This is a genomic window from Vibrio sp. 14G-20 (assembly GCF_026241515.1).
Classification (GTDB): Bacteria; Pseudomonadota; Gammaproteobacteria; order Enterobacterales; family Vibrionaceae; genus Vibrio.
Window position 1 is genome coordinate 67,562 of record NZ_JAPHPW010000018.1, and the last position, 25,568, is coordinate 93,129.

General features: G+C 43.5%; 25 protein-coding genes. 16 read left to right on the forward strand and 9 right to left on the reverse strand.

Translation table 11 applies throughout. From position 1 onward, the window contains the following. Positions 1 to 133: 133 nt before the first annotated feature. From OQJ75_RS16045 to OQJ75_RS16055, 3 genes are all read right to left on the reverse strand, one after another. Positions 134 to 1,870, reverse strand: coding sequence for an ATP-binding protein (locus tag OQJ75_RS16045; RefSeq protein ID WP_265974025.1), 1,737 nt, complete (start codon positions 1,868 to 1,870; stop codon positions 134 to 136). Continuing rightward, entirely contained in the window at positions 1,870 to 3,054 is a 1,185-nt protein-coding gene (locus tag OQJ75_RS16050) for an FIST signal transduction protein (RefSeq protein WP_265974026.1), read from the reverse strand. Before OQJ75_RS16050 ends, OQJ75_RS16045 begins: the two co-directional genes overlap by 1 nt. Positions 3,055 to 3,169: 115 nt before the next feature. Next, a complete protein-coding gene (locus OQJ75_RS16055; RefSeq protein WP_265974027.1) occupies positions 3,170 to 3,535 on the reverse strand; it encodes a hypothetical protein in 366 nt (121 codons plus the stop codon). 252 nt (positions 3,536 to 3,787) lie between these two features. On the opposite strand from OQJ75_RS16055, the gene ccoN reads away from it, so the two are divergent. From ccoN to uspE, 10 genes are all read left to right on the forward strand, one after another. Next, positions 3,788 to 5,221: a cytochrome-c oxidase, cbb3-type subunit I gene (ccoN, locus tag OQJ75_RS16060; protein ID WP_009846707.1), complete on the forward strand. Its 1,434-nt coding sequence runs from the start codon at positions 3,788 to 3,790 to the stop codon at positions 5,219 to 5,221. Positions 5,222 to 5,232: 11 nt separating this feature from the next. Beyond that, positions 5,233 to 5,853, forward strand: coding sequence for a cytochrome-c oxidase, cbb3-type subunit II (gene ccoO, locus OQJ75_RS16065; RefSeq protein WP_265974028.1), 621 nt, complete (start codon positions 5,233 to 5,235; stop codon positions 5,851 to 5,853). Between the two features lie 9 nt (positions 5,854 to 5,862). Then, the gene (locus tag OQJ75_RS16070; RefSeq protein WP_004733679.1) at positions 5,863 to 6,036 is read left to right on the forward strand and encodes a CcoQ/FixQ family Cbb3-type cytochrome c oxidase assembly chaperone; all 174 of its coding nucleotides are present in this window, start codon (positions 5,863 to 5,865) and stop codon (positions 6,034 to 6,036) included. Further along, positions 6,036 to 7,010 carry a cytochrome-c oxidase, cbb3-type subunit III gene (ccoP, locus tag OQJ75_RS16075; RefSeq protein ID WP_265974029.1) on the forward strand — a complete coding sequence of 325 codons (975 nt, stop codon included), beginning with the start codon at positions 6,036 to 6,038 and terminating at the stop codon, positions 7,008 to 7,010. Before OQJ75_RS16070 ends, ccoP begins: the two co-directional genes overlap by 1 nt. Positions 7,011 to 7,118: 108 nt before the next feature. Next, entirely contained in the window at positions 7,119 to 7,598 is a 480-nt protein-coding gene (locus OQJ75_RS16080) for a FixH family protein (RefSeq protein WP_265974030.1), read from the forward strand. Positions 7,599 to 7,603: 5 nt separating this feature from the next. Beyond that, positions 7,604 to 9,976: a heavy metal translocating P-type ATPase gene (locus OQJ75_RS16085; RefSeq protein WP_265974031.1), complete on the forward strand. Its 2,373-nt coding sequence runs from the start codon at positions 7,604 to 7,606 to the stop codon at positions 9,974 to 9,976. Continuing rightward, positions 9,976 to 10,212, forward strand: a complete 237-nt coding sequence (gene ccoS, locus OQJ75_RS16090) for a cbb3-type cytochrome oxidase assembly protein CcoS (protein WP_048615953.1) — start codon at positions 9,976 to 9,978, stop codon at positions 10,210 to 10,212. The genes OQJ75_RS16085 and ccoS overlap by 1 nt, the downstream gene beginning before the upstream one ends. Continuing rightward, on the forward strand, positions 10,202 to 10,876 hold the full coding sequence (locus OQJ75_RS16095) for a sulfite exporter TauE/SafE family protein (RefSeq protein WP_265974032.1): 675 nt from the start codon (positions 10,202 to 10,204) through the stop codon (positions 10,874 to 10,876). The genes ccoS and OQJ75_RS16095 overlap by 11 nt, the downstream gene beginning before the upstream one ends. 86 nt (positions 10,877 to 10,962) lie before the next feature. Then, positions 10,963 to 11,709 carry an FNR family transcription factor gene (locus OQJ75_RS16100; protein ID WP_017059637.1) on the forward strand — a complete coding sequence of 249 codons (747 nt, stop codon included), beginning with the start codon at positions 10,963 to 10,965 and terminating at the stop codon, positions 11,707 to 11,709. 132 nt (positions 11,710 to 11,841) lie between these two features. Next, a complete protein-coding gene (uspE, locus tag OQJ75_RS16105) occupies positions 11,842 to 12,792 on the forward strand; it encodes a universal stress protein UspE (RefSeq protein WP_017070547.1) in 951 nt (316 codons plus the stop codon). A gap of 122 nt (positions 12,793 to 12,914) precedes the next feature. On the opposite strand, the gene ttcA is transcribed toward uspE, so the two are convergent. From ttcA to OQJ75_RS16125, 4 genes are all read right to left on the reverse strand, one after another. Then, positions 12,915 to 13,808 carry a tRNA 2-thiocytidine(32) synthetase TtcA gene (gene ttcA, locus OQJ75_RS16110; protein WP_017059635.1) on the reverse strand — a complete coding sequence of 298 codons (894 nt, stop codon included), beginning with the start codon at positions 13,806 to 13,808 and terminating at the stop codon, positions 12,915 to 12,917. A gap of 311 nt (positions 13,809 to 14,119) precedes the next feature. After that, positions 14,120 to 14,770, reverse strand: coding sequence for a DUF2987 domain-containing protein (locus tag OQJ75_RS16115; protein ID WP_265974033.1), 651 nt, complete (start codon positions 14,768 to 14,770; stop codon positions 14,120 to 14,122). A 120-nt stretch (positions 14,771 to 14,890) separates the two neighbouring features. Beyond that, positions 14,891 to 15,742 carry a glucosaminidase domain-containing protein gene (locus OQJ75_RS16120; protein WP_265974034.1) on the reverse strand — a complete coding sequence of 284 codons (852 nt, stop codon included), beginning with the start codon at positions 15,740 to 15,742 and terminating at the stop codon, positions 14,891 to 14,893. Further along, positions 15,735 to 16,550 carry a hypothetical protein gene (locus tag OQJ75_RS16125; RefSeq protein ID WP_265974035.1) on the reverse strand — a complete coding sequence of 272 codons (816 nt, stop codon included), beginning with the start codon at positions 16,548 to 16,550 and terminating at the stop codon, positions 15,735 to 15,737. Before OQJ75_RS16125 ends, OQJ75_RS16120 begins: the two co-directional genes overlap by 8 nt. A gap of 329 nt (positions 16,551 to 16,879) precedes the next feature. Between OQJ75_RS16125 and potA the strand changes: the two genes are divergently transcribed. From potA to OQJ75_RS16155, 6 genes are all read left to right on the forward strand, one after another. Further along, a complete protein-coding gene (gene potA, locus OQJ75_RS16130) occupies positions 16,880 to 17,995 on the forward strand; it encodes a spermidine/putrescine ABC transporter ATP-binding protein PotA (RefSeq protein ID WP_050653493.1) in 1,116 nt (371 codons plus the stop codon). Further along, entirely contained in the window at positions 17,979 to 18,836 is an 858-nt protein-coding gene (gene potB, locus OQJ75_RS16135; protein ID WP_017632481.1) for a spermidine/putrescine ABC transporter permease PotB, read from the forward strand. Before potA ends, potB begins: the two co-directional genes overlap by 17 nt. Further along, a complete protein-coding gene (gene potC / locus OQJ75_RS16140; protein WP_004742279.1) occupies positions 18,836 to 19,606 on the forward strand; it encodes a spermidine/putrescine ABC transporter permease PotC in 771 nt (256 codons plus the stop codon). Before potB ends, potC begins: the two co-directional genes overlap by 1 nt. A 147-nt stretch (positions 19,607 to 19,753) precedes the next feature. Continuing rightward, entirely contained in the window at positions 19,754 to 20,788 is a 1,035-nt protein-coding gene (locus OQJ75_RS16145; protein ID WP_265974036.1) for an extracellular solute-binding protein, read from the forward strand. Positions 20,789 to 21,015: 227 nt separating this feature from the next. Next, the gene (locus OQJ75_RS16150; protein ID WP_057622386.1) at positions 21,016 to 22,053 is read left to right on the forward strand and encodes an extracellular solute-binding protein; all 1,038 of its coding nucleotides are present in this window, start codon (positions 21,016 to 21,018) and stop codon (positions 22,051 to 22,053) included. 84 nt (positions 22,054 to 22,137) lie between these two features. After that, positions 22,138 to 22,935, forward strand: a complete 798-nt coding sequence (locus tag OQJ75_RS16155) for a GGDEF domain-containing protein (protein ID WP_265974037.1) — start codon at positions 22,138 to 22,140, stop codon at positions 22,933 to 22,935. Positions 22,936 to 23,062: 127 nt separating this feature from the next. Here the strand turns inward: OQJ75_RS16155 and cobB are convergent, their stop codons facing one another. Together cobB and OQJ75_RS16165 are read right to left on the reverse strand one after the other, a co-directional pair. After that, on the reverse strand, positions 23,063 to 23,797 hold the full coding sequence (cobB, locus tag OQJ75_RS16160; protein ID WP_265974039.1) for a Sir2 family NAD+-dependent deacetylase: 735 nt from the start codon (positions 23,795 to 23,797) through the stop codon (positions 23,063 to 23,065). A 203-nt stretch (positions 23,798 to 24,000) separates the two neighbouring features. Continuing rightward, a complete protein-coding gene (locus OQJ75_RS16165) occupies positions 24,001 to 25,221 on the reverse strand; it encodes an ammonium transporter (RefSeq protein ID WP_265974040.1) in 1,221 nt (406 codons plus the stop codon). Between the last annotated feature and the right edge of the window lie 347 nt (positions 25,222 to 25,568).

Below are 25,568 nucleotides of genomic sequence, written 5' to 3' on the forward strand. Positions count from 1 at the left end.
TAAGGCAAGTATCGTTGTGTTATGCCCTGCCTCTGGTTTACCCACCAAATCGACGTTCTATTTAACAGTAAGGCTATTTACCATAAAATACCTAATAAACATATATCCTAATCTTCGATTCAGAATATGTTTATTAGACTTCAAGCATTAATCGATCAATTGCTTCTGTGATCTCTTTGGTTCTTACTGGCTTGGTTACGAAATCATTCATACCGACATCTAAGCACGAACATTTATCTTCTACTGATGTGTGTGCTGTTAGCGCGACGATTGGTGTTTTGATGTTTGCTTCTCTCATGTATTTGGTTGTGGTTAATCCATCCATGACCGGCATCGACACATCCATTAAGATAATGTCTATTGAGTCATTGGCTCTTTCCACAAAGCCAATTGCTTCCTCACCGTTGCTTGCGATAAAAACTTCATGGCCTTGTCGCGTTAGAATCAATTTAATCACCATTTGATTGGTCGGATTGTCTTCCACAACTAAAACTGAGTATCGGCTTCTTAGTTCTCTAGTACAGTCATCTTGTACATCTTCAGCGAGATTGTTCGTTACTCTGGTTAGCACTGGTAACTGTACTTCAAATCTAGAGCCTTTTCCTGGCTCACTCTCTACAGATATGCGTCCTCGCATCAATTCTACCAGTCGTTTGGTTATCGCCAGGCCTAAACCGGTACCACCAAATCTGCGTGTGATTGTACTATCAGCTTGCACGAATGGGCTGAATAGCGACGAAAGTTGTTGTGGGCTGATGCCAATCCCGGTGTCTTCTACTGTTATGTAGAATGAGCTCTGCAGGTATTTGATAGAAACATGGACATGCCCGCGTTCAGTGAACTTTATCGCGTTACCGATCAAATTAAATAGGATTTGTGCCAAGCGACTTGGGTCGATGTAATGAAGTTCACCTTCAGGAATGTCGCTGGTTACGGTTAGCGCTAATCCTTTATCGTCTGCTGTCTTCTTTTGTTCAGACAATACAAACGTTACAGTGTCTCTTACGTTGCTCCATTGAGGCGCAAGCGAAAAACACCCTGACTCGATCTTAGAAAAGTCCAATACATCACTGATAATTGCCAGTAGAAGCTCAGATGATGTGCTCATATTAAGCAGTATAGACTGTTGTTCTTCGTTCAGAGGTGTGGATTTCAGCGTGTCTATCAAGCCAATGATGGCATTTAACGGGGTTCTTAACTCATGACTCATCATTGCTAAGAATTCAGACTTGGCCTTGTTGGCTCTCTCTGCATCTTTCCTTGCTGTGACGAGTTCTGCTGTTCGTTCTCGAACCGTTGCTTCGAGCTTTTCTTTGTTTTCAATATCGAAAACAGCACGCTCAATCAGTGGTCTAAAGCGGTTTAGGGTTGCTTTGGTTTCAACACTAAAGTGCTTGGTATTGGAGTGGATAAAGATGATGACGGATTGTGTTAGCCCGCTATCGATACCAGTAATTAGAACAGAGTTGATTTGATCGAGGATAATAGGATGTAAGGAATTGAATTCACCCAGAGACTTGGGTTCAAAAAGGATGGCGCATTCTCCATTGATCACTCGAGATAGCTTGCCACAATCACTCCAATTCATTTGTTCGAAGACTTTGTTATTGGTTAGTAGGGTTTTGAAATTGCCTTCGTTCCCTACCCTAGATATTACGATAAAGTCATCAAACTTAATGTATTTTTTGAGCACAAATTCAAGACTATAAAATATCTCAGATATGTTACTTGCCTTACTGATCGCAGAGATGGTTGATAAGATCACCCTGTTCTCTTCAGCCAGTTTTCGCTCACGGGCTTTTAGTTTTTGCAGTTCAATACGTGCTTCTTGCAGCGCTTCTTGCAGCGCTTCTTGACCTTCAGAACCCATTACTTTTTCAACCTATAAAACGTTGCAGACGATACCATTAAATTCCCGTGTGCATTCTCACCACCAGAGAGCCTGCCTTGCTCACCAAACGTGAATGGACATATGTACGGAAGCCCATTAAGTGCTTGATTTATCTGGTCACAAACCTCATCCATATCTTGTTTAAGGTTCAACATTGGACCCGCACAAAAGATATTGATCGCCCCGAGTTTCTCTTCAAGATCCATGTCGTTGTAGTATGAGGAGTGAATGATATTCGCGGCGCGGCTAATCAACTGCTGCTTAGACCCTTGCATCAAGTAGATGGTGTCACCTTCACTGATGTCTGTGAATAGTTCAATCCCATTACACTCCGTCTCTCTGATCGAATGAGACAATTTGAAATATGGGTAGTCGTAAGACGAACCGACCTTTCGGCCCAAAGGATAAACAGAAGATTTTTCAAAGATATAGCCATCATCACTGCCACCGATATGGAAGTTTGTCCACTCGTTATAAACGGTGACGGCTGGCCTATGGTCTATCTCTAATAATATTCTGTTTCGCACTTTGGTCACGGTACCTGAGTATCGCGTAGGTGTGTGACCAGCACTGAATGAGGAATAGATAGACTGGGATGCAAATACGACGGTTAAAGACACACCATTGATAGACAGCGACTCTTCGGTGAAGATACTCCAGTTTCCTGAAACCTGATTATCTGCAGCACTGCCACCAATAATCGGCACCTCAGTGCCAAATTTCTTATCGATAGCGGCCATCACCTTTTCTTCGTTACCCGGTGTGGAATGCAACAAGATAAGATCAGGGATTTCACCTTCTCGGTTGGCGTTCTTGAGTGCCTTGTCGATCGCGCTGAAGGTACTGCGGCCTATGGAGTCGCTGAAATGTTCGATTCCCGTTCCATAGGCGTTGATCCCCGAGTCATAAATAATGAGAACGCCAATGACTGGACCAGAATGAAAACCAGTTTCGGTCATAATGCCATGACAGGTAGTACAACCATGTATGGGAGTGTTAGGGAGAGCATCTACGAAATATTTCTGCACAGCGAGTGTCGAATACTCTTCTGTGCAGTAGCAAATAAGACAGGCAATATCGTCAGGGTTTTCCACCCCGCTGAGCAACTCATCTACTGCGATTTTATCGTCTAGGGAGTAAGAGACTTTTGATAGAAATTTCATAGATTCTGGGTAACTTTATTAATGCTCTCTTTATAACACTTTAATGCATTGTGTTTCACTGATTTGGTACATATTCCTATCAAAAGACCCGAGGCGTGCCCCAGTTTTATCTCTGTTACTCTTTGGACAAGTTTACAGAAAACGTGCTCACCTGTTGTGGAAATGTAACCGTTATTGAGGAGGTCTTATCATTAGTTTGTAACAGCCAATTTGATGGCCCTTTTTCTTCCAGAATTCCGTTTTCATTATAGCTAATGATAAATTTGCCAGTTTTAGATGTTTCGATCGAATACCCTAGGTTATCGCCCGAAATTAAAACATTATGATTATCAATACCAAATTCACAAGGTTTTGAAACTATACAGTTTACTGTTTCGTTATTATCGTATGTTACTGTTCTCCAAGTAAATGCAGCTATTAAAATAACCAACATGACGATAATTTGAACAAGCCTGTCTTTTGTTAGCTTTTGTGCCGCCATTATAATCTTTACTCCTTGTTACAAAGTTCAAAGTTTTTAAATAAAAATCCAATTCCAGACCAAGCGTAAGGTTACTACTCTGTCATTGATTTGTTAATTCAAGTATAGTGTCGCGTTGAAAATGCCACTTTTTTTTAAAATCAGCAAGTGGAAATAAAGCCCTGAATAGGCTGAATTTCCTTTTCTAATTTGGGTGGCATTACGACGTGAGTCGTGTTGGAAGTAAAGTGTAGTAAATAAGAAATTGGAAGCATGCAAATGAGCCAAGAAAAGCAGCTTGAACAAAACTACAACTATACGGTCGTCCGTCAATTTACCCTCGTTACAATTTTGTGGGGTATTGTCGGTATGGGCGTTGGTGTTTTGATTGCCGCTCAATTAGTTTGGCCACAGCTAAACTTTGATACGCCGTGGTTGACGTACAGTCGTTTACGTCCCCTGCATACTAATGCGGTTATTTTTGCGTTCGGTACAAGTGCGCTGTTTGCAACATCATATTATGTTGTACAACGTACCTGTCAGACGCGTCTCTTTGGTGGCCCTCTCGTAGCCTTTACCTTTTGGGGTTGGCAAGCGATTATCCTGTCCGCTGCAATTACTTTACCGTTAGGTTTAACCTCTGGTAAAGAATACGCAGAACTTGAATGGCCAATCGATATTGCTATTACTCTTGTGTGGGTAGCTTATGCGGTCGTGTTCTTCGGAACCATGATTAAACGTAAGACATCGCACATTTATGTAGCAAACTGGTTCTTCGGAGCCTTCATCATCACGGTTGCCGTGTTGCACATCGTTAACAGCCTAGCTGTTCCTGTCTCTGCGTTTAAATCGTACTCGATTTATTCCGGAGCGATCGATGCAATGGTGCAATGGTGGTACGGACACAATGCGGTAGGCTTCCTATTGACAGCTGGTTTCCTAGGTATGATGTACTACTTCGTTCCTAAACAAGCTGGTCGCCCTGTTTACTCTTACCGTTTGTCGATTGTTCACTTCTGGGCTCTTGTGTCACTGTATATCTGGGCTGGTCCTCACCACCTACACTACACTGCACTTCCTGACTGGACTCAATCTCTAGGTATGGTTATGTCTTTGGTTCTGTTTGCTCCTTCTTGGGGTGGCATGATCAACGGTATTATGACTCTATCTGGCGCGTGGCATAAGCTTCGCTATGACCCAATCCTACGTTTCCTAATCGTTTCTCTATCATTCTACGGCATGTCGACTTTCGAAGGCCCAATGATGGCAATCAAAACGGTTAATGCACTATCTCACTACACGGACTGGACTATCGGTCACGTTCACTCTGGTGCGTTAGGTTGGGTTGCAATGGTTTCTATCGGTTCGGTTTACCACTTAGTTCCTAAACTATTTGGTCAAGAGCGTATGTACTCTGTATCTCTAATCAATGTTCACTTCTGGTTAGCAACGATTGGTACGGTTTTCTACATTGTTGCAATGTGGATCTCTGGCGTGATGCAAGGTCTGATGTGGCGTGCGGTTAACTCTGACGGTACATTAACTTACAGCTTCGTTGAATCTGTAGAAGCGTCTTACCCGTTCTACTTTGTACGTTTCTTAGGTGGTTTCATCTTCCTATCTGGTATGTTCTTAATGGCATACAACACGTACAAAACTGTTTCTGCACCTAAAGATAGCCTTAAAGCTATCCCTCAACCGGCTTAAGGAGATTTAGAATGAGCTCAAATTCAAATAATCGCCATGAGTTGGTAGAGAAGAACGTTGGCCTACTAGCGATTCTTATCGTTATTGCTATCAGTTTTGGTGCTTTAGTAGAAATTACCCCACTTATTTTCCAAAAGCAGACTACTGAACCTGTAGAAAATCTACGTGTTTACTCTGCTCTGGAAATGGAAGGTCGTGATATCTACATTCGCGAAGGTTGTAACGTATGTCACAGCCAAATGATTCGTCCTTTCCGCTCTGAAACTGAACGTTACGGTCACTACTCTGTAGCCGGCGAAAGCGTTTGGGAACACCCATTCCTATGGGGTTCTAAGCGTACTGGTCCTGATCTAGCGCGTGTTGGTGACCGTTACTCTGATGAGTGGCACCGTGTTCACCTTATCGACCCTCGTGAACTTGTTCCTGAATCAAACATGCCTGGTTTCCCATGGCTTGCTGAGAATGTACTTGATGGCAAATTGACTCAACAGAAGCTTGAAATCTTCCGTAATCAATTTGGTGTTCCTTACACAGACGAACAAATTGCTAACGCTAAACAAGATGTTGAAGGAAAAACAGAGATGGATGCAATCATCGCTTACCTTCAATCGCTTGGCCACGCAATGAAATAAGGAATAATTATGGACATTATTACATTTCAAAGTGTTTGGACTGTTACTGTTTTTGCTTGTTTCATCGGCATCGTTTGGTGGGCTTTCGGTAAAAATCGTAAGTCGCGCTTCGACGAAGATGCAAACCTAGTGTTCGCTGATGAAGCACCTGCGAAAGATAAAAATCAAGGAGTGACGAAGTAATGAGTACATTCTGGAGTATTTGGGTAACAGTAATCACAATCGGTACGTTGATTGGCTGTGCAGCCTTACTTCGTTGGTGTTCCAACGATAAAACAGGTGTAGAAGAAGGTCAGGACATGGGCCATGAATACGATGGTATTCGTGAGCTTAATAACCCACTACCTAAATGGTGGACATACCTTTTCGTTAGCACAATTGTATTTGCAGCTGTTTATCTAGCTCTATACCCAGGCCTTGGCAACTTTAAAGGTCTACTAGGTTGGACGAGTTCAAACCAAACAGTTCGTAGCGTAGAAGAGTCTCGCTCTGCAATCGCTGCTGCGCAAGCAAACAAACAGTTAGACGCATACGCGAAAGAGCTTGATGATGCAGACACCTACTTTGGTGAAGCATTCAGAAAGCTAGCTCACGACGAAAATGGTCTACGTTCAGTCCCTGACATTGCGTCAGATGCTGATGCAATCAAAGTGGGCCAACGTTTGTTCCTACAAAACTGTTCTCAGTGTCACGGCTCTGATGCACGTGGTCAGAAAAGTTTCCCGAACCTAACTGATGACGTATGGCTATATGGTGGTGAACCACAAGCTATCGTTACTACCATCATGCATGGTCGTGTCGGTCAAATGCCAGGTTGGAAAGACGCTCTTGGCGAAGAAGGCGTAAAAGAAGTAGTTAGCTACACGCTTAGCCTTTCAGGTCGTAGCGTAAACGCACGTGAAGCCGAAGCTGGTAAAGCGCGCTTTGTAGTGTGTGCAGCGTGTCACGGTACTGATGGTAAGGGTAACCCTGCTGTTGGTGCTCCTGACCTAACAGACCGCGATTGGTTGTTTGGCGATTCTCGTGCTGATGTAACTGAAACAGTAATGAACGGTCGTTCTGGTGTAATGCCGGCTTGGAAGGACATCCTCGGTGAGGATAAGGTACAGCTCGTCGCTGCCTACGTCTGGAGCCTCAGCAACTCAGATAAAGAGTAACATAATAATAACAGCCCCTTCTTAAGGGGCTGTCTTTCTTTTACAGTTATAACCTTAAGTGTTTGTAAAAATTAGTTTTATTTCATTGGATATATTGAGAATAATAATATGGTACAACCTTGGTATAAGCAGTTTTGGCCGTGGTTTTTGATCTTCCTAACCGTTGGCGTTTCTATGCTAACATTGGTTCGAGTCGCGATACTTACCAACCATTCAGTTAACGTTGTCACTGAAGATTACTATAAAAAAGGTAAAGGTATTAATGTCGACATTTCAAAAGTAAACGTTGCTAAAAAGCTTGGCCTATCAGCTTCAGTTAGCGAGAAAGGTAACTCAGTTATCATTACCCTAGACAAAGGCAAGCTAGACCACTTCCCTGCTATTAGCGCAATGTTCGTGCACCGAACGCTCCCTGACCGTGATTTTACTCAGCTACTGACCGCTGATGCGAGCGGCAACTACACGTTGACTCTGGACCATGAAATACAAGGTCCATGGTTTATCGAGCTTTCTCCGCATGATTCTGAATGGTTAGTGCAAGGTCGCATGAACTTCCCAATTGATACTCCTACTCAACTAACGAACTAAAGCTTATGTGTGAATCCTGTTATCACTGCGGTGAAGATGTACCAGCGGAAACGGATTTTAAAGTAGAAATCTTAGGATCGGTTCGACCGATGTGTTGTCCAGGTTGCGAAACCGTAGCCCAGACAATCGTTGATAGCGGTTTGGTCTCTTATTACCAATATCGTACCGCTCCGGCTGAAAAAGCAGATCTAGTGCCAGAGCAACTTCTGGCACTCAGTCATTACGACAACGAAGATGTTCAATTGGAGTTCGTCCGTAACTCTGAAAACACCTCTGAAGTGACATTGTCACTAGAAGGTGTCTCTTGTGCTGCTTGTGCATGGCTTATTGAGAAGCAAGTCTCTTCAAAGTTAGGGGTTGTGAGTATTCGTGTTAATACCACGACTAACCGCGCCCTGCTCAGTTGGGACAACACTCAGACAAAACTGAGCGAGCTGTTGTCTGCAATCCATACCTTAGGCTACAAAGCCGCACCATTCGAGGCTGATCAACAAGAAGCCGCCTATCATCGTTCGATGAAGAATTATCTCTATCGTCTTGGTATTGCTGGTTTAGCAACCATGCAGGTCATGATGCTGGCTGTGGCGCTTTATCTTGAAGTCTTTGGTAACCTTGAGCCCGAATTCAAAAGCTACTTCCGTTGGGTGAGCTTAATCTTCGCAACACCAGTTCTGCTCTACTCTGCATTGCCTTTCTATATCAACGCGTGGCGTAGCATCAAAGGTCGAACATTGGGTATGGATGTGCCTGTGTCGATCGCTCTGTTGTTTGCTTACGTTGCAAGTTTGGTCGCAACGGTGACTGAAAAAGGTGAAGTATTCTTCGAATCTATCTCGATGTTCACCTTCTTCCTACTGCTTGGTCGTTTCCTTGAAATGCGCGCTCGTCGTAAAGCAGCCGCCGCTAGTGGTAATCTGCTTAAGCTCGTTCCTGCTATGGCAACAACGTTAGATGGCGAACAAGTTCCGGTAAAAACCTTAAAAATTGGCGACCAAATTCGCGTTCTTCCGGGTGAACACATTCCTGCCGATGGCAAAGTATTGTCTGGCAGAGTTCATATCGATGAATCGATGCTAACTGGCGAATCTATCCATGTAGTCAAAAACGAAGGTGATACCGTCTTTGCTGGCACATTGAATGGTGATGAATCGTTTGAATTGGAAGTGATGACGTCAAAAGCGGATTCGGTTATTTCCAATATCGTTCGCCTGCAAGACGAAGCGCAATTGTCTAAACCTCGCATCGCAGAAATTGCTGATGTTGTGGCTCGATACTTTGTTGCGGTGATCTTAGTCATTTCGTTCGGTACTTGGTTTTACTGGCACCAAACACGACCAGAAGACGCTTTCTGGATCATGCTTTCGGTATTGGTAGCAACGTGTCCCTGTGCTCTGTCACTTGCAACACCGACGGCGATTACCTGCTCCACTTCTCGTATGGGTAACTTCGGTATCTTGCTACGTAAAGGGCATGTATTCGAAACCTTGTGCAAAGTGAATCACTTGATCATCGATAAAACAGGCACATTGACTGAGGGTGATATTCGTATCAGCCAAGTTGAAACCTTCGCTGAACTTGATAAAGACACTTGTGTCAAAGTAGCGGCGAGCCTGGAACAACACGCTAACCACCCTATCGCTAAAGCGTTCAAGACTCATATTTCAGATGATATCGAAGTAGAGTCTGTCAATAACGTAATTGGTTCAGGCATCACTGGTGAGTGGAACGGCCAAGAAGTTGCGATTGGTAGTAGCGAATTCATTCTAGGTGAAGCTCAACCATCGGAAAGCAACGGCATATACTTGTCGATGGCGGGTCGTCATATCGCGACATTCACTTATGAAGATCCCATTCGTAAAGAAAGCATCGAGTTTATTAAGCAATTTAAAGAAGCGGGAATCAAAACGACTCTGCTGACTGGCGATTCTATGATTAACGCGAAGCCTGTTGCTGAAGAGATCGGTATTACTGATATTGTTGCTAACGCGAAACCTGAAGATAAACTTGCTTACCTAAACTCTCGAGATGCAAGTGACATTACCATGATGGTTGGCGATGGCATTAACGATGCCCCTATTCTTGCGGGTGCCCACCTTTCAGTCGCTATGGGCGGCGGTACCGATGTGGCGAAAGCCTCTGCGGATATGGTGTTATTGGGTGATAAGCTCGATAGATTACTTAAGTCGCGTACTTTGGCGTTAAAAACGCGTAAGATAATCCGTGAAAACCTAGCTTGGTCATTAGGATATAACTTACTTATCCTTCCATTAGCTGTCGCAGGTTTGGTTGCTCCATACATTGCCGTTGTGGGCATGTCTGCCAGCTCTATTATTGTTGTGTCTAACTCGTTAAGGCTTTTAAAAGAGCAAGGTAAATAATGGAAAGTTTATACATCCTGATCCCCATTGCGATTGTACTGGTGTGCATTGCTGTTGGTATTTTTCTATGGGCGGTGAAGAGCGAACAGTTTGAAGACCTAGAACGTCAAGGTCACAACATTCTGTTTGATGAAGACGAAAAGGCTCACAACCATTCTGATAGTAAACCTGCCAAGAATGAGAAAGCTAACGGCGAAAGCCAAACTAACGTAGACAAAAAGAACGATGACGCCTGACTGGATCGGAGCCTTTGTTGTTGGATTGATCGGCGCAGGCCACTGCATGGGAATGTGTGGTGGTATTGCGTCGCTGCTTTCGATTGGCAATAGTAAACCTTCCCCTGTTATTCCCCTACTTTATAACCTAGGGCGATTGCTGAGCTATGCCGTGATTGGCGGTGTGATTGGCAGTGCAATCTCTTCGATAGGTCAGCTAAGCGATTTTAACGCTCTGCTGGGTTGGCTGCGATTATTTGCTGCTGCCTTTATGATCGTCTTAGGTTTGTATATCGGTAAATGGTGGTTCGGCTTGTTGTTCTTTGAAAAAGTCGGACAGAAGCTATGGCGCTATATCTCTCCTTTAGGTAAATCATTTCTACCATTGAAGCACCCTAGCCACGCTTTACCGTTTGGCTTTATTTGGGGTTGGCTACCATGTGGCTTAGTTTACTCAATGCTTACGTGGGCGGCCGTATCAGGAAGTTGGTACAACGGAGCCGGTATCATGCTTGCTTTCGGTTTAGGTACGCTACCAGCAATGCTCACAGTGGGTATGGGCGCTAATTTCATCAAAAAATTGCAACAAGCTGATTTATTTCGCCAATTAGGCGCAATTTTAATCCTCATTTACGGTTTCTATACCGGATATATGGCATTGCAGCTCATTATTTATACCGTATAGGCAATCTTTAAATCCGGTTTTTTTACTACCCAACTGGATAAAGGAATGCTAAAATATTGACGTATATCAAATAGTGAAAGATTGTTATGATTTCTGAAAAGCCTGTGACGAAACGTGTTCAGTCTGGTGGCTGTGCAATCCATTGCCAGGATTGTAGTATTAGCCAGCTCTGTATTCCGTTTACTTTGAATGAATCTGAACTCGATCAACTTGATCAGATCATTGAGAGAAAAAAGCCTATTCAAAAAGGCCAAGAGTTATTTAAAGCCGGTGACGAGCTTAAATCTCTATATGCTATTCGCTCTGGAACGATCAAGAGCTACACGATTACTGAGCAAGGTGATGAGCAGATTACTGCATTCCATCTAGCGGGCGATCTTGTTGGCTTCGATGCGATTACTGGTGACCAACACCCTAGTTTCGCACAAGCGCTAGAAACTTCTATGGTATGTGAAATCCCATATGAGATTCTTGATGACCTATCAGGAAAAATGCCTAAATTGCGTCAGCAAATTATGCGCCTGATGAGTAATGAGATTAAAGGTGACCAAGAAATGATTCTGCTTCTTTCTAAGAAGAACGCGGAAGAGCGTCTTGCTGCATTCCTTTACAACCTTTCTACTCGCTTCTCTCAACGTGGCTTCAGCCCGCGTGAGTTCCGCCTAACGATGACTCGTGGCGATATTGGTAACTACCTTGGTTTGACTGTTGAAACAATCAGCCGTCTTCTAGGCCGTTTCCAAAAAGCAGACATCTTGAGCGTTAAAGGCAAATATATCACTATCGAAGATCACGATGCGTTGATGGAACTTGCTGGCGTTTCAAAAGAATAGTCTAGATATCAATGATGTAGTTCAATAATGAGCTACATCATGTTTCTCTCTTAAAACCTCTTATATTTCTCTTAATCTCTCCATAACTACGCTACATTATTTATATGTTCGGTCTGAAAAGTAGGCTTAGTTATGAGTATCTATAACAAAATTTTAGTTGTCGCAGACATTAATCACGATGAGCAACCTGCTCTAGTTCGTGCTATCCAACTTGCTAAGAAAAGCACCTCAACAAGCCACATCACTTTCTTTTTGTCGATATACGACTTCTCGTATGAAATGACATCTATGCTCTCTATCGATGAAAGAGACGCAATGCGCAAAGGCGTAATTCATCAACGCGAAATTTGGATGAATAAAGTCGCAGAACCTTACCTAGATGATTCTATTGAATTTAATGTACAAGTGGTTTGGCATAACCGCCCGTACGAAGCGATCATTGCCGAGGTTTACAGCGGCGAGCACGACATCTTAATCAAAGGCACGCGTAAGCACGATACCTTGGAATCTGTCATCTTCACTCCAACCGATTGGCACTTATTGAGAAAGTGCCCTAGCCCAGTGCTACTAGTTAAAAATGATTTCTGGCCAGATCACGCGAAGATTTTTGCTTCAGTTCATGTTGGTTCTGAGACAGAAGCTCATTTAGAGCTTAACGATACGATGGTCGACAGATTACTAGAGATCACCGGTCGTTTGGATGCTGAACCTTTCTTGGTGAATGCCTACCCAGTGACACCTGCGAATATCACCATTGAACTGCCAGAGTTTGATCCAACGTCTTATACCGACGCAGTTCGTGGTCATCACTTAACGGCAATGAAAGCGTTGCGCCAGAAGCACGGTATGTGTGAAGAACAAACTGTGGTTGAGCAAGGCTTGCCTGAAGATGTTATTCCTCGTGTCGCTTCTGAAAATAACGCTGCGATGGTGATCCTTGGCACAACGGGTCGTACTGGCTTGTCTGCCGTATTTATTGGTAATACAGCGGAACATGTTATCGACAAGATTAACTGTGATGTGTTGGCCCTTAAACCGTCTGGTTACGTGAGCCCACTGGACCCTAACCTTTCGAAAGGTTAAGTTAGAGACAAGTTTAACTTATAAAAAAACGCCTCAAGCATTGCTTGAGGCGTTTTTGTTTATCTAGAGCAATGCCATTCCAAATATAGAATGGCTAACATCATCTTTATCCACTCAAATGGCTAAACGTTCGTCACGTCGATGAACATTGACTCATCAATGTTTGAAGATGAAATTTCAGCTTCTTCGAATTCGTACGCTTTGCGGTCTTCACTACGGTCTAGTGGAAGGTTCACGAAGTCAAACAGCTCGCGGTCAGCCAGTTGGCTTGGGCTTACATTTTGGATTGATTTGAAGATCTTCTCAACACGACCTGGCGTTTTCTTATCCCAATCAATTAGCATCGCTTTGATGTTCTGACGCTGTAGGTTCTCTTGTGAACCACATAGGTTACAAGGAATGATTGGGAACTCTTTGTGTTCTGCGTATTTGATTAGGTCCGTTTCACGACAGTAAGTCAGTGGACGAATAACAACGTTACGACCATCATCAGAACGAAGCTTCGGCGGCATTGCCTTTAGACGTGCACCGTGGAACATGTTCAGGAACATAGTTTCAACGATGTCATCAAGGTGGTGACCAAGTGCGATCTTAGTTGCACCAATCTTCTCAGCGAACGAGTACAAAGTACCACGACGTAGACGAGAACATAGACCACACGTTGTTTTGCCTTCTGGCACCTTCTCTTTAACCACTGAGTATGTGTCCTTGTCTACGATGTAGTAAGGAATGTTCAGCGTTTCAAAGTATTCAGGAAGAATGTGCTCAGGGAACCCAGGTTGTTTTTGATCTAGGTTTACCGCTACAACATCAAACTTGATAGGTGCTGCTTCACGTAAACGTAGCAAAATGTCTAGCATCGCAAATGAATCTTTACCGCCACTAATACATGCCATTACTACGTCATTCTCTTCGATCATGTTGTAGTCGATGATGGCATTTCCAACATTTCTTCTCAGGCGTTTCTGAAGTTTGTTGAATTCAAGTGTTTCTTTTCTATTATCGTTTTGGTTCATTGCGACTCTCACACCGTCGTATTACCGACTGTAGATTGCTAGTGGGACTGTTTTAGGGCGTGGATTATACGGATTTTTATTTCAGGTTGAAATAGTAACGGCAGGATAAACAAGGCGAGTAATAGAAAGATTCGGTTTTATCTTGCGATAAAGGCTAGGAATTTTCGAGAAGCTATAGGATTTTGAGATAAACAGGCATTCACAAATGCGAATCACATTGTTGATAGAAAAAGAAAAGCAGCCTATTCCTATAAGGTTCGGCTGCTTTTCGTTGTGCGGTTTAAGCTCTAGTAAGGTTTGTTCGGCAAACTCTATTGCGCAGGAATGTATGGTAATACGCGAATAGTGGGTTCCGGTAACGTGATGCTGTCACTTCCATTCAGTTCTTCTAGGGTGAATTTAGCACGCCCTTGTGTGATTGGGATTTGCTTGCCGTTTGACAGCGCGATGTTGCCTTCAAGCTTGTTATCAAATTCTAAGGTTAACCCTTCAACATCCGGCGTGAACCAACTGGAGAACATGCCGCTGACGTCTTCTAACATCGCTTGCATCTGTGGTAACAGGCTTTCCAGTTGTGAGGCCTCAACCTTTCCAGTTAAAGGCTCTTGAGTCATGACAACCAAAGAATACGCACACTCTTGCTCTTGAGTTTGAACAAAGATAAGAGGGTTTGCTGAACGAAGGTTTTGATCGACAGGTAAAAGTAGCTCATGTGTTGGAGATACTTTTAGCTCTTCGTAGTGCTCTTCTTTTTCCATCCACGCTTTGCTGATGTGACAGATGGTTTGAGCTTGTTGATCCACGAAGAAGACTGCAACTTTGACGTCATCGTGCCCTTCTTTGGTATTGTTTTTAAGCTGTGTGTAGAGCTTAGAATACGTGAACATGTATTCTTGCGCTGCAGCGGGTAAAGAGACCCCAAGGCTTAGTGAGGCTAATAAAGCGAGTGCTGTCTTTTTCATTATTATAATCTTGTCGAAGTTGAGCGTTTATAAATAGAAAGAGCAGCCATGAGCTGCTCTTTATGTAATGTCGATTGGTTTAGCCTACTATGAAAGGCAACCAACTGATATCAAATCGAGTTACTTTTTCCAGTATACCTCGTTGTGACGGATCATAGCTTGTAAATCAGTCACATAGTCTGAACCTCGCTCAGAATATTTTAGCAACCCATTGGTAAGCTCTGTCGCGGTGCTTGTCGTTAGCAAATCATCGCCCTGTGCCGCAAGTTTGGCGCGGATCGCTCTTAAATCAGCATAAGCACGATTTCGGTTCAGGTTCATGAAATAACGGTGAACAGACTCTTGGCTTGAAGAGAATGTTGCCACTTCATGAGAGCTACCTTCGTTACGTTGTAGCGGAACAAGGCCGCAACCTTTGGTGTAACACCAGTGCCCGAAATAGTTGTTCGCTTGGGTTGCAAAGCGCGATGTACCCCAAGCCGACTCGTTTGCAGCCTGAGTTAATACAAGCGCTTCAGGTAGCACGTTTACACGGTTCAGCATCTCTGTAAGCCAAGCTTGATCTAAGCCTGACGAAGGCACTGGCAAGCTGTACAACTTCCCTAACCTTTTTGCGTATGACACATCTTCCGAGTCAATGTTCGAAATGCCAGCGTCAGAAACCTTAGTCAAAAACGCACGCTCTTTAGTGATGCGTTTGTTTTCGATATTGATACTTGGACGTAAATACGAAAAGAAGGTGTCTTTTTTCTCGTTTACATCTTCAATGGCAGCAAAATTCGGTGTATTTGAAGCCACGGTTAAGTTGCCGAACTGCTGTTCAGAATCTTGGCTTGCCTTACTTGCACGACGTCGCTCTTCTTCTTGTTGGTACAGAAGTGGCCCAACTAATGAGATCGAGCCAACAAGGGCAAGTGCCGTCACTTTTAATGCAAGAGTTTTGCTTGAGCTTGCTTGAACGTTATTACGCATCGAATACCTGCGGGTTTTTATTGTTGTCGTCGTTATTATCGTCATCACTCTTCGGGTGCTCAGAAGCAATCACCTTCAGTTTGATGCCAAACATTTCGCGGTAAAGAATCCCTTTCACATGGAAGAAGAAAGGTAAAACGAAGATCAGACCAATGCCGTACATCATTGCAGCGACGATGAACATCAACATAACGAGCAAGTAGATAGACGCAACGGTGAAGATTTTCTTATTCACAGCACGTAACGAAAGCAGCAGCGATTGCATTGGCGGCACTTTCTTATCACAAATCAGCAGAATTGAGTGGCTGAACGCTAGCGAGAAGTAAATCGACAAGAACGGCAGAATCATACCCGCGATGCCTTGCAGCATTAGGCTAAACAAAGTCACCAGAATAACAGGAACCGTGAACTGCAAACCTTTACCAATATGACGCACTTTAGTTTGTAGGCCAGCTGCGTGGCTCATCGCCATCAAACAGATACCTGCATAGATAGGAGCGCTGATCACTTCGTAGCTGAAGTTGGCAATAAAAATGGATTCAACGATTTGTGGCGTAAACGCCTCAGGATCGATAACCGCATCCAAGATCACCGCAGGGTCACCCAGTTGAAGTTTTAGTGCGATATAAAAGACAGCCAGTTGTACGAACATCAGAGCAACAATCGCAGGGGAAAACGAAAGAAAGTGACTTATCGTATGTTTCCAAGCTTCTTGGAATACAGCCGTTGCTTTGAGCTCATAATCGCCGGAAAGTGCACGGTTGATACTACCGCCCAAATTAAAATCTTTTTCGATGTCGTTGTTCATATTGATACCTAGGTGCGCCAATTAAACTAAGCGACCTAACTTATTGATAAAAAATTACCTTCATTATACTCATATGTCGGATACAAACTAAAATATGAATCTGTAACAAGGCTTGCTTTTGCGTCTTAATGGTTAATAATTAAACACTTGTCGGGGTGTAAACCCAGTAAATAACAGTATGGTAAAGGATGTTTACTTTTACCTGCGAAATTTTTTATCTTCGAAAGGTAAAAAATGCTTTGAATTCACGTTTTTGGTGATTATGATGCGCGCCTTAAAGGTGTATAGCAACAGGTCTCAAATAGAACCAAGGTGGAGAAAAACAGACGTTGAACGCTAAAAAATCAGTAGGAAAGCCAGTAGTACAGCTAACTGGCATTAGTAAAAGTTTCGATGGTAAGGAAGTCATCGGCAATCTTGATTTAAACGTAAATCATGGTGAGTTTCTCACGATTTTAGGCCCATCAGGTTGTGGTAAAACAACCGTACTAAGAATGATTGCGGGTTTTGAAACAGCAGATAGTGGTCAAATACTATTAGCTGAACAGAACGTAACCCAAGTTCCTGCTGAACAAAGGCATGTAAACACTGTATTCCAAAGCTATGCCCTATTCCCGCATATGACCGTTTTCGACAATGTGGCATTTGGCTTACGCATGCAGAAAGTACCAAGCAGCGAGATTGAACCTCGTGTAATGGATGCTTTAAAAATGGTGCGCCTAGAACAAATGGCACAACGAAAACCACACCAGCTATCTGGTGGCCAACAGCAACGTATCGCAATCGCTCGTGCTGTCGTTAATAAGCCAAAAGTTCTTCTATTGGATGAATCTCTATCTGCTCTTGATTACAAATTACGTAAACAGATGCAAATCGAGCTGAAACAATTGCAACGTCAACTTGGTATCACGTTCATTTTTGTAACGCATGACCAAGAAGAAGCGCTGTCTATGTCTGACCGTATTATTGTTATGCGTGATGGCGTGATTGAACAAGACGGCACACCAAGAGAGATCTACGAAGAGCCTAAGAACCTGTTTGTAGCCCGCTTCATTGGTGAAATTAACGTATTCGAAGCGACAGCGAAATCTCGTCTAGATGAAAAACGCATTGTTGCGACAATCGAAGGTGAAGAGTCGGTTATCTATCATGATAAAGACGTAACACCGGGTCAAAAACTGCAAGTACTGCTTCGCCCTGAAGATCTTCGTATCGAAGAAATCAAAGAGTCTGAGCAACGCGGTATTGTTGGCCACATTGTCGAGCGAACCTATAAAGGCATGACATTGGATTCAGTGGTAGAACTTGAATCTGGTATGCGTGTCATGGTTAGCGAATTCTTCAACGAAGATGACCCTGATGTTGATCACTCACTGGGCCAAAAAGTTGCAGTAACTTGGGTTGAGAGCTGGGAAGTGGTATTAGAAGATGAGCAAGAAGTTTAATTTACAAAACGCGATTGTTGCTTTAATCACAGGTTGGTTAGTGCTGTTCGTGATGATTCCAAACATCATGATCATCGGTACTAGCTTCTTAACTCGTGACGAAGCGAACTTGATCGAGATGACCTTCACTCTCGATAACTACGTGCGTTTGGCTGACCCGTTGTATTTTAAAGTGCTGATGCACTCTTTCTATATGGCGATTGTCGCAACCCTACTTTGTTTAATCATTGGCTACCCGTTCGCTTACATCGTGGCAAAAATGCCTGCGAAATGGCGTCCGATCATGTTGTTCCTAGTGATTGTGCCATTCTGGACGAACTCTTTGATTCGTACTTACGGACTAAAAGTAGTGCTGGGTACTCAAGGTGTATTGAACAAGGGCTTGTTAGCGTTAGACATTATCGATAAGCCGCTACGTATCATGTACTCGGAAACAGCAGTAATGATCGGTTTGGTGTATATCCTACTTCCGTTCATGATTCTGCCGTTGTATTCAGCGATTGAAAAACTGGATGATACGTATTTAGAAGCCGCGAAAGATTTAGGTGCGAACAAACTGCAAACGCTATTGAAAGTGGTACTTCCTTTGACAATGCCAGGCATCATCGGTGGTTGTTTATTAGTACTTCTTCCTGCGTTAGGCATGTTCTACATCTCTGACCTATTAGGCGGCGCTAAGAACCTATTGATTGGTAATGTGATTAAGAGCCAAGTGCTCAACGCTCGAGACTGGCCGTTTGGCGCAGCAACGAGTATCGCACTGACCATGGCAATGGCTGTGATGCTGTATGCCTACTACCGAGCAGGTAAGCTATTGAACAAGAAAGTGGAGCTAGACTAATGGGTCGCACAGTTAAGTTCAGCTTTATGGCGCTGGTATACGCTTTTCTATACCTACCTATTATCGTATTAATTGCGAACTCATTTAATGCCAACAAGTTTGGTATGAAATGGGGGGGCTTCACCACTAAGTGGTATGACGCGCTGATTAACAACGACAGCCTAATGCAGGCTGCGTGGCACTCGATTAACGTAGCGGTGTTTTCAGCAACAGCTGCAACGATTGTCGGAAGCCTGACAGCAGTAGCCCTATTCCGTTACCAATTCAAAGGTAAAGGCGTAGTCAATGGCATGTTGTTCATCGTAATGATGTCTCCAGATATCGTAATGGCGATTTCGCTTCTTGCGCTATTCTTGGTAATGGGTGTTCAACTTGGGTTCTTTACCCTACTTGCAGCGCACATTACGTTCTGTCTGCCGTTTGTTGTTGTAACGGTTTACAGTCGCTTGAATGGCTTTGATGTGAAAATGCTAGAAGCTGCAAAAGATTTAGGCGCAAGCGAGTGGACGATTCTAAAACAGATCATCCTTCCTCTTGCTAAGCCAGCGGTAGCTGCGGGTTGGTTATTGAGCTTCACACTGTCTTTGGACGACGTGATCATCAGCTCTTTCGTAACAGGGCCAACGTATGAAATCTTACCACTGAAGATTTACTCAATGGTTAAAGTGGGTATCTCTCCTGAGGTCAACGCCCTAGCAACAGTGATGTTAGTGGTGTCGTTAATACTGGTGATTATTTCTCAGTTATTAGCGAGAGAAAAAATCAAGTAAGTCTCCTACTCTATAAAGAGACAGACTTGATTAGAAGTTAAGAAACTTCAAGTTCAAAAAAGTGTTAATCATAAACAGAATGGTAAATTGCCATTCTGTTTTTCTATCTACTGCCTTCGGGCAACGTTTAGTTTGGAGCTAACGTCAATGAAAAAATGGGCTACTCTATTAGCTGGTAGTGCATGTGCGCTTTCAATGTTATCTGCACCATCTTTTGCAAAAGATAACAAAGAGTTGGTATTTATGAACTGGGGACCTTACATCAATAGTGAGATCCTAGAACAGTTCACCGATGAAACTGGCATCAAGGTGATTTACTCAACTTACGAGTCGAACGAAACCTTGTACGCAAAGCTAAAAACACACAACAAAGGTTATGACCTGGTTGTGCCGTCGACTTACTTTGTATCTAAAATGCGCGACGAAGGTATGCTACAAAAGATCGACAAAACTAAGTTGGACAACTTCAAGAATCTAGATACTAACTACCTAGATAAGCCGTACGACCCAAATAACGACTACTCTATTCCGCACGTAGTTGCTATTACTGGTCTGGCTGTTAACACAGACATGTACGATCCAGAAGATTTCCAAAGCTGGGCTGACCTATGGAAGCCTGAGCTTGAAGGTCAACTGATGATGATGGACGACACGCGTGAAGTGTTCCACATCGCATTGCGTAAACTAGGTTACTCAGGCAACACAACCAACGAGAAAGAGATCGACGAAGCTTACGCTGAACTGCAAAAGCTAATGCCGAACGTTCTTGTGTTCAACTCAGACAACCCAGGCGCACCTTACATGTCTGGTGAAGTTGGCCTTGGTATGCTTTGGAACGGCTCTGCTGCTGCAGCGCAAAACGAAGGTCTACCTATTAAACTGGTTTTCCCTAAAGAAGGTGGCATCGGTTGGGTTGATAACTTTGCAATCAGCTCTGGCGCGGTAAACGTAGAAGCGGCTCATAAGATGATCGACTTCCTACTTCGCCCTGAAATCGCTGAGCAAATCTCTCGTGACACTGGCTACCTAACGGCAGTTAAAGCGTCTAACGAGAAGTTTAAAGACAGCCCTGCTCTGTTCCCGTCTCAAGAAGACCTTGACCGTGTTGAATGGCAAGCTGCGGTTGGCGATAAGACTGTGAAGTACGAAGATTACTTCATGAAGCTTAAAGCCGGTCAGTAAGCGAGTTCACTATCTAGTTGCTCTGGTCACCAGATGCTAATAAGTTATTGGTTTACTTAACAGGGCTATCTAGATAATCAACAAGTTAAAAATAAGAATATCAATGAATAGGCAGCTTAGGCTGCCTATTTTGTTATATCGCTGCTATAATCTAGCGCGATTTTTAGAAATCCTTTTACTTTGGGTTCACTACCCAGCTCCAAATCAAACAAATGAACGGAACAGTAATGAAAAAAACACTGTATACCGGCGCATTGTGTGCTGCTACTTTACTTTCTACACCCTCTTTCGCAGCTGACCAAGAACTGTATTTTTACAACTGGTCTGAATATATTCCAAATGAAGTACTAGAAGACTTCACAGAAGAGACTGGCATTAAAGTCTACTACTCAACTTATGAGTCTAACGAAAGCATGTACGCTAAGTTAAAAACTCAAGGTACGGGTTACGACTTAGTGGTTCCTTCTACTTACTTCGTTTCTAAGATGCGTAAAGAAGGCATGCTTCAAGAGCTTGATAAAACTAAGCTAAGCCACTTTGCTGATTTGGATCCAAATTACTTAGATAAGCCATTTGACCCAAGCAACAACTACTCGATCCCTTACATCTGGGGCGCAACGGGTATTGGTATCAACTCAGATATGCTAGACAAGTCTTCAGTTAAAAACTGGGGCGATCTGTGGGATACACAGTGGGAAGGTCAATTGATGATGATGGATGACTCTCGTGAGGTTTTCCACATTGCACTTTCTAAACTGGGTTACTCTCCAAACACAACCAACCCAGAAGAAATCAAAGAAGCGTACGAAGAACTTCGTAAGCTAATGCCAAACGTATTGGTATTTAACTCAGATTTCCCAGCGAACCCTTACCTAGCGGGTGAAGTGTCTCTTGGTATGCTTTGGAATGGCTCTGCTTACATGGCACGCCAAGAAGGTGCAACGATTGACATTATCTGGCCAGAAAAAGGCGCTATCTTCTGGATGGACAGCCTAGCAATTCCTTCAGGTGCTAAGAACATCGAAGCGGCTCATAAGATGATCGACTTCCTTCTTCGTCCAGAGAACGCAGCTAAGATTGCTCTAGAGATCGGTTACCCGACTCCAGTTAAAACGGCTTACCCTCTTCTTCCAAAAGAATTTGCTGAAGATAAGAACGTTTTCCCACCACAATCAGTGATGGATAACGGCGTTTGGCAAGATGAAGTTGGTGAAGCGAGCGTTATTTATGACGAGTACTTCCAAAAACTTAAAGTAAACAACTAGATTGTTACTGACAGGTTAATAAAGCGGCGTAAGCCGCTTTATTTTTATCTATACTTTATATACGATGGCACTAAACGATATGGAGTGCGTTATAATATGCCAGCGAACCCTATACTATTGGTTGTGACTCTGATGCTGCTTGCGTCATTATTGATGCTTGGTCTGAGTTCATTCATCCACATAGACTCTAATTACGACCTGTTTTTCGAAACGAACACGCTCGTGATTACCATGTATATCTACTACGTTGCTCGTCACGCTATTCGCCCTCATAAAATCCTTCGCTGCGGCGCGCTGCTTCTTATATTCAATCTATTCTATGATGTGACGACAGAGCTCAAACACCTCGATGAATGGGCAGACAGAAATGAATTGCTCGATACCTTTCTTGAAGATGGTTTACTGCAGATCGCTTTTCTACTTATCGCCTACGGTATTACCGAACTTACGACTCAACTGAAAGATCAAAGTAAGCAAGATGAGCTAACAGGCTTGTACAATCGTAAGAAGTTCGATGCCATCAAACTCAAAGAATTCGAGCTTATCTATTTCGACTTAGACGGCTTAAAAACGGTGAATGACCGCAAAGGGCATCAAGTTGGAGATCTGATGATCGTTCGCTTCTCTCAAGCCCTCAGTCAAGCTGCACTTGAAGATGAAATGGTCTTTAGGGTTGGTGGTGATGAATTTGTCGCGACAGCGCAGCTTGGTCGTGGAGGCGAGTTTGTTACTCAACTTACTAACCTACTCCATGGTGAAAACATATCTTTCTCTTATGGCATAGAAGTCACTTGCCAAGAAAACTTTCAACAGGCGCTGGATAAGTCAGATAAAGCGATGTACAAAATGAAAAAAGCTCTGCGAGCAGATCAACGCACTTAATTGAATCTTGATTTACTGCCTGTTCCTGCTGAGAAAACGTAAGTAGAAACAAAAAAGCAAACATACATGTGACTCTAAGGTTCTTAAAGCCGATGTACATTTGCCATTGATAACGGATTAGGAAGTTTTAAGCCGTTAGAGAGCCCCTCTCTGAACATAATAGCTCGCCAACCAGTTTAGGCACCTCGATGCTCGCCTTACCGTAACGCTTCTCTTCAAACTCACTCTCTACTGCACTTGGCTCAAGGTTGATTTCTATTGTATGTGCACCATGCATTTTCGCATCATGTACAAACCCGGCAGCTGGATATACCACGCCTGATGTACCAATTGAGATAAAAAGATCGGCTTCTTCTAGTGCTGAATAGATGTCGCCCATTCTTAGTGGCATTTCGCCAAACCAAACAATATGAGGACGCATTTGAGCTGGGATCTGGCAGCAATGACAAAGCTCACCGGTTTCGATATTGTCTTTATGCTCGATAACCTGATTGGATTCGCTGCATCGCGCTTTCAATAGCTCGCCGTGCATGTGGATGATATTGCTGCTACCACCGCGCTCATGAAGGTTGTCGATGTTTTGAGTAATGATGGTTACTTTGCCGTCTAACTTATCTTCAAGCTCTCCTAGCGCCTTATGGGCTGAATTTGGCAGGATGCTTTCGCTTTGTAAGCCATGACGACGTTTATTGTAGAACTCTTGCACCAAATCTGGATCTTTTGCAAAACCCTCAGGTGTCGCGACATCTTCGATTTTATGGTTTTCCCATAATCCATCTTGTGCTCGAAATGTTTGTATCCCCGACTCCGCTGAGATTCCGGCACCAGTAAGAATTACGATATTTCTATATGGAAAATGCATATAACGTCCTTTTAGATATGTCACTTGGTAACAGCTTAGCACTGTTCAAATTCCAACAATAGTTTTAGGGATTAGACCATAGTCTTAGCCAACTGAATTCATTGGTTATTTGTGACATAACTCGCTCGATATTGGTGGGTTAAGAAGGAGCAGGCACAAAAAAAGCGACCGAAGCCGCTTAGTGTATGTCTATTGAAGCGTGATCAGTCTTCGTTGATGGATGAGATCTTGTGGATAGCAAGGTCAGCACCGTTGAATTCGTCTTCTTCACTTAAACGTAGGCCTGTTAGTTTGCTCAAGACACCATAAACAATCATTGCGCCAATTAATGCCACAGTGATACCCGCCAAAGTACCGACAACCTGAGCAGCAAAGCTCACGCCCCCTAGCCCCCAGAGTGCTTGTTGACCGAAGATACCCGCTGCAATGCCACCCCAAGCGCCACACACGCCGTGTAGAGGCCACACACCAAGTACATCATCAATCTGTGTTTTGTTTTGCATGTACGTGAACAAGTAAACAAACAATGCGCCTGCCACGCCGCCAGTCACTAACGCGCCTAATGGGTGCATTAAGTCTGAACCTGCACAAATCGCTACTAAGCCAGCCAAAGGACCATTATGAATAAAGCCTGGGTCATTCTTACCTGCAACAAGTGCCGCAAGAATACCACCAACCATTGCCATCAGTGAGTTCATCGCCACTAGGCCGCTGATGCCATTGATTGCTTGTGCAGACATCACGTTAAAGCCAAACCAACCCACACATAAGATCCAAGAACCTAACGCTAAGAATGGAATGTTCGATGGCGCGAAGTTTGTGTGTTTACCTGCGCGGATGCGACCTTTACGCATACCAAGGAAGTAAACCGCAACCAATGCAATCCAACCGCCAACACCGTGAACGACAACAGAGCCTGCGAAGTCATGGAATCCATAGCCAAATTGACCTTCTAACCAATCTTGGAAGCCAAAATTACCATTCCAAATGATGCCTTCGAAAAATGGGTAGATGAAACCGACCGTAAACAGTGTCGCAATCAAAATTGGATAGAAACGAGCACGCTCTGCGATACCGCCTGAAACAATCGCAGGAATTGCGGCTGCGAAGGTCATAAGGAAGAAGAACTTAACCAGTTCGTAGCCATTACCTTGTGAGAGCGTTTCAGCGTCGGCAAAAAAATGAGCGCCGTAAGCAACCCAATAACCGATAAAGAAATAAGCGATGGCGGAGACACCAAAGTCGGAAAGGATCTTAACCAGCGCGTTAACTTGGTTCTTCTTTCGGACGGTACCGACTTCGAGAAACGCAAAGCCAGCGTGCATCAGGAAGACCATGATTGCGCCGAGTAATAGGAATAAAGTGTCTGAACTTTGGGTAAGGGTTTGTACTGCACTATGAACTTGAGTCACCGTTTCACTCATTAAAGCATTCTCCTTCGCTTTATCTGATTTGCACTGATATCGTGCGATTCAATGTTGTAATTAATTAAAGACTCAACAGTGAACGCAAGATGTGTTCCAAGTGTGGCGGGTGATTTTCGTGCAACAGTTTTTGATTTTAACTTATTGATTAATAGAACCTAAATATTTACGCGCACTTTTATGGATCTTGAAAATCGAAAAATTGACCTCGACAATTGCACCAAATAAGGGAGTTGCACCATATTGAAGCGGTCAATACCATGCTTTGTTCAGTTTCGTCATAGATCAAAAACAAAATGTATGGTCCGCCCCGTTATTGCAACTACAATTAAGTAATAACGGAGTTG